At 50.6% G+C, this 5,078-nt stretch carries 3 protein-coding genes; all 3 read left to right on the top strand.

All coding sequences use genetic code 11. The features are described 5' to 3' along the window. Nucleotides 1-519: 519 nt before the first annotated feature. The 3 genes from Q0605_RS06105 (at nt 520) to msrB (ending at nt 4,555) form a co-directional block, all read left to right on the top strand. Nucleotides 520-1,110, top strand: a complete 591-nt coding sequence (locus Q0605_RS06105; protein WP_298705149.1) for a hypothetical protein — start codon at nt 520-522, stop codon at nt 1,108-1,110. A 16-nt stretch (nt 1,111-1,126) separates the two neighbouring features. After that, entirely contained in the window at nt 1,127-2,665 is a 1,539-nt protein-coding gene (gene purH, locus Q0605_RS06100; RefSeq protein WP_298705147.1) for a bifunctional phosphoribosylaminoimidazolecarboxamide formyltransferase/IMP cyclohydrolase, read from the top strand. A gap of 822 nt (nt 2,666-3,487) precedes the next feature. Further along, nucleotides 3,488-4,555 carry a peptide-methionine (R)-S-oxide reductase MsrB gene (msrB, locus tag Q0605_RS06095; RefSeq protein ID WP_298705145.1) on the top strand — a complete coding sequence of 356 codons (1,068 nt, stop codon included), beginning with the start codon at nt 3,488-3,490 and terminating at the stop codon, nt 4,553-4,555. The last annotated feature ends 523 nt before the right edge of the window (nt 4,556-5,078 follow it).

Raw genomic sequence — 5,078 nt, 5'->3', positions numbered from 1 at the left:
AAAATATCAAAAACAGCATCTATTATATTTAGTGCGGTTTTTAGATCTCGTGCCGCTTTAAATTTACGGTTGTAAAATTTAAAGCGGCACGTAAAATTTAAACGAGCAGTAGCGACAAACGGCGCTACTGCTCGTGGGCGACGACATAGCCGCGCTTATGGACGAGCTGGAAAATAGGATGTGCAGGTAAATTTAAAATTTTAAAAGCGGCAAGAGGAGGCGCCAACCTGGCTTGGCGATAAAAGCTGCGCCGCGAATTTTAAATTTAGCCGGTTCACGCAGGTCCTTGCGGCTAAATTTGCGCTGCGATTTAAATTTACGTTTTACGCGCGCTTTTAAATTTAGCCTTTGCAAGCGGCGCAGAATTTTAAAATTTACGTCCGCGCGAGCAAAGCGGCGGCATTTGAGAAGCAAAATTAAAATTTGCGCGCGGTAAATGCGGTAAATTTAGCAAATTTCGCTTTGCCGATTTTTGCTTCATAAATTCGGCAAAATTTTAAAATTTAAAGGATTTTTGCGATGAAATTTTTTATCTCATCTCTGTTTTTGGTTCTGTCGCTGCTCGGCTGCGCGGGCAAAAACTCGCCCGCAAGCGATAAAACCTACGTTCTTTCAAACGAGCTTGGAGATACGAAATACGCTTTTTACGGCGACAATCTCTACGAAAACGGCGCGATTTTAGGCCCTTACGAAACGCGAGGCGATGCGAAGCTTGCGATTTTAGGCGGTAACGGCGCAAATTTAGACAAAAACGCAAAGCTCATAAAACTATATTTTTTCGAGCGCAGATACGGCGCGATCTACGCTGTAAGCCATAAAAACGGGGTTTGCGCCGAGTATAATAAGGGAAATTTCGTAGATTTTAAAATTTTATTTAATATTTTTCAAAGCAAAGAGTGGTTTAATTATAGCGGCGGCATCTCTCCGGGCGGCGAGAGGCTAAAAGAGCTGGCTTCGGCGCGTATGGCGAAATTTAATGGCGCAAAGCTCGGCGCAGCAGATGGAAAGACGAGGCGCGAGTATCAAAAGGCTCGCCGTGAGGCGATTTTGTATTTTCAGCTTAATGCAAACGACATGCGCGAGCTGATTTTTAAAAAATTATGCGAATAAATTAAAAGGAGAAAAGATGAGAGCGTTAATCAGTGTTAGCGATAAGAAGGGCGTCGTAGAGTTTGCTAAAGGGCTGCAGAGGCTCGGATTTGAAATTTTAAGCACGGGCGGCACGCATAAACTGCTTTTGCAAAATGGCGTGAAAGCAGCGGAAGTGAGCGAATACACGGGCTCGCCGGAGATGTTTGAGGGGCGCGTCAAAACCCTACACCCCAAGATCCACGGCGGAATTTTATATAAGCGAAACGACGCAAATCACGTAAGCCAAGCCGCACAGCACGACATCGGCGGTATCGATCTCGTGTGCGTAAATTTATATCCTTTTAAAGCGACCGTAGCCCGCACCGACGATTTTTCCGAGATTATCGAAAATATCGACATCGGCGGCCCCGCAATGGTTCGAAGCGCGGCTAAAAATTTTGCTAGCGTCTATGTCGTCACCAGCCCGCTTGATTACGACGCGGTTTTGCAAAATTTAAGCAGCGCGGACGAGAGCGAGAAGATGAAATTTAGGCAAAATTTAATGATAAAAGCTTACGAGCACACCGCAGCCTACGACGCGATGATCGCGAACTATATGAACGAGCGCTTTAACGGCGGCTTCGGCGCGAAAAAATTTATCGCGGGCAGCAAGGTTTTTGATACTCGCTACGGCGAAAATCCGCACCAAAAGGGCGCGCTGTACGAGTTCGAGGAGTTTTTTAGCAACCATTTTAAGAGCCTAAAGGGCGAGGCGAGCTTTAACAATATGACCGATATGCACGGCGCGCTGATGCTCGCTAGCAGCTTCGGAGAGGCGCCTGCGGTAGCGATCTGCAAGCACGCCAATCCATGCGGTTTTGCCGTGAAATCTAGCCTGCTTGAAAGCTACGTAGAGGCGCTAAAATGCGACCCAGTCTCGGCATACGGCGGCGTCGTGGCGATAAACGGCGTTTTGGACGAGGAGCTAGCAAATAAAATCAATGAAATTTTTGTCGAAGTTATCCTTGCCGCTCGCGTTACGCCCGCGGCGCTTGCGGTATTTGAAAAGAAAAAGCGCATCAAAATTTTCGAGCAGGGCGGGGAGTTTTTGATTCGCGAAAACGACAAGTATGATTTTAAATTCATTGACGGCGGCTTCGTATATCAGCAGCGCGACTACGTGGGCGCGGGCGAGGTCGCAAACGCCCGCTGCGTCACGGGGCGCGCAGCGAGCGAGAGCGAACTTGATGACCTAAAAATCGCGTGGCAGATCGCCGCGCTTACGAAGAGCAACTGCGTGGTTTACGTCAAAAATCGCGCGATGGTCGCGATCGGCATGGGTATGACGAGCCGCGTGGACGCCGCGCGTGCGGCGGTAGCGAAGGCTCGCGACGTGGGCGTCGATCTGAGCGGCTGCGCGCTTGCCAGCGAGGCGTTTTTTCCGTTTAAAGACAGCATCGAGATCGCCCATGCTGCGGGCGTCGCGGCGGTGGTGCAGCCCGGCGGCAGCATCCGCGACGATGAGGTGATCGCAAGCGCCGACGAGTTTGGCATGGCGATGTATTTTACGGGAGTGCGCCACTTTTTGCACTAAATTTTGCTCGCCTGCGCAGGGGGCGGATTTCGTTGCTCACTACGTAGCTTTTTATGCCGTTGCAAATTTTAAAAACCGCGCCGGAGCGGATCTCGTAGCGCTAGCTTCATTGCGCGCGGCGTGGGTCTAATGCACGGTGCTTTGTTACGCGCCAGCGCGGTGCAGACCCGGCTACCTCCGCTACGCAGCCGTGCGCGATGTAAATTTGACTGCGCTCCGCTACGTGGCGGAGGCAGTGCGAATCCGACTGTTCGCGCTTCGTTATACTACTGCACGGCGCGGGTTTGGCTGCGTGGCATACTGCTTCGTAGCGGTGCGGCGTAGTTTAAATTTAATCACTCGCCGCTCCTGAATGGTCGCGAAATTTTATCTCGCGGCGGCGGCGCGTAAATTTTAAATTTAATCGGCAGAATGCTAGGTTTGCCGCTATGTCTGCGTAGTTTGATATAAAATTTATCGGTTTAAATTTACGAGGGTCTCTCGGCTACGTTTTGCTAGGAATTTTAAAATTTACGCAAGTTCATGGGCTTCGTTGCGCCATAAATTTTAAAATTTACGTAGAATAGCGCGGCGCACGCGGCTTGGGCGAATGTTTTATTACGACGCGCGATTTCGGCGCAGCCTTAGCGCGGTTTTTATTATAGTGCGCAACTTAACGTAAATTTTGCCGTAGCCTCAAAATTTTGAGGCAAATTTTACCGCGCCGCGCTCGCGCGTCTTTAAATTTCGCCGTTTGTGGCAAATATCAAGCTCGGCAAAATTTCACTCTCATTTCATTTACGGATTGTAAAATTGTGCAAAATTTAAAACGAAAGGATCAAAATGAAAATTTTCAAAGCCTTAATCTGCCTTTTTGCCTTGGCGGCGGGTTATTTAGTCGCGCTCAATGCCGCAGACGGCGGCAGCGCGGCGGACGCAAATTTTAAAGTTAAAGGGGGCGGCATGAACGCAAACGTGAAAGAAATTTATCTGGCAGGCGGCTGCTTTTGGGGTATGGAGGCGTATTTCAAGCAGCTTGACGGCGTAGTCGCGACGCAGGTGGGCTACGCCAACGGCAAGAGCGATAAAGCAAGCTACGAGGAGCTGCATAGCAGCGATCACGCCGAGACCTTAATGCTCAAATACGACGCCAACGTCATCAGCGAGCCTGAAATTTTGGCGCATTATTTCCGCATCATCAATCCGTTCTCGATCGACAAGCAGGGGGGCGACCGCGGTCGCCAATACCGCACGGGCATCTACTACGCCGACGAGGCGAGCGGCGAGCTCGCGCGCTTTTTCATAGCCGCGCAGCAGGCGAAATTTAAAGAAAAGATCGCCGTAGAAGTGGCGCCGCTAAGGAATTTCGTTCGCGCCGAGGAGTATCATCAGGACTATCTCGGCAAAAACCCCGGCGGATACTGCCACATCGATCTGCGCCTCGCTAAAAAGCCGCTTGAGGACGATGAGAAATTTAAAGTGCAAAGCAAGGAGGAGCTGAAGAAAAATTTAACCGAGCTTCAGTATCAGGTCACGCAGGAAAAGGCAACCGAGCGGCCGTTTTCGAGCGAATACGACAAGAATTATAAAAAAGGCATCTACATCGACATCGTGTCGAAAAAGCCGCTGTTTTCATCCACCGATAAATTTGACGCGGGCTGCGGCTGGCCGAGCTTTTCAAAGCCGATAACGACCGATGCGATCGCGTACGCGCAAGATGACAGCCACGGTATGCAGCGCGTCGAGGTCTCCAGCCGCGTAGGAGGCAGCCATTTGGGGCATGTCTTTGATGACGGACCGAGAGAGAAGGGCGGTATGAGATACTGCATCAACGGCGCGAGTTTGAAATTTATCCCGCTTGAGGAGATGGATGCGCTAGGCTACGGGGATTATAAAATTTACGTGCAGTAACGCGGGCTAGGGCTTTGGCTCGGCGGTCGGTCGGCTAGTTTTTACGGCTCGGCTGCCGATCGGTCGGCGGTATATCGGTTCGGCATTCAGTCGTTTTGTAATTCGGGCGCGCGCTTCTTTAGTCTGCGGCTACTGCTTTTGGCGGTCGGTCGGTTTTATACGGCTCTGCTATCGATAAATTCGGCGGCTGGTCGGTTTATTTGACGACTAGTCGGTTGCCGATCGGTTTGGCCGGCGGATAGTTTAGTTTGCGGTCGAGCGGAAGCTTGACGATCGGCGGACGGCTTGGCGGTTTGATGATTTATCGGCTGATAAATTGGCTTGGCGGCTACGGATGGAATTTTAAAATTCCAAATACGATAAAAATTTAGCGGTAGTGGAATTTTAAAAATTTATCGATACGGAATTTCATGCGGCGCGAGCCGCTAAATAAAAATGCGCGGACGCAGTCCGCCCCGCTAGCGTCGTCGGAGGTTGGGTGGGGTTTGGGGCGGGAAGGGGAGCGACCTCGCAATTGGGGCCC

The sequence above is a fragment of the uncultured Campylobacter sp. genome, assembly GCF_938017705.1.
Taxonomy (GTDB): domain Bacteria; phylum Campylobacterota; class Campylobacteria; order Campylobacterales; family Campylobacteraceae; genus Campylobacter_B.
The sequence above is the reverse complement of the archived record's forward strand: the minus strand, read 5'-3'. Positions and strand labels throughout refer to the sequence as shown.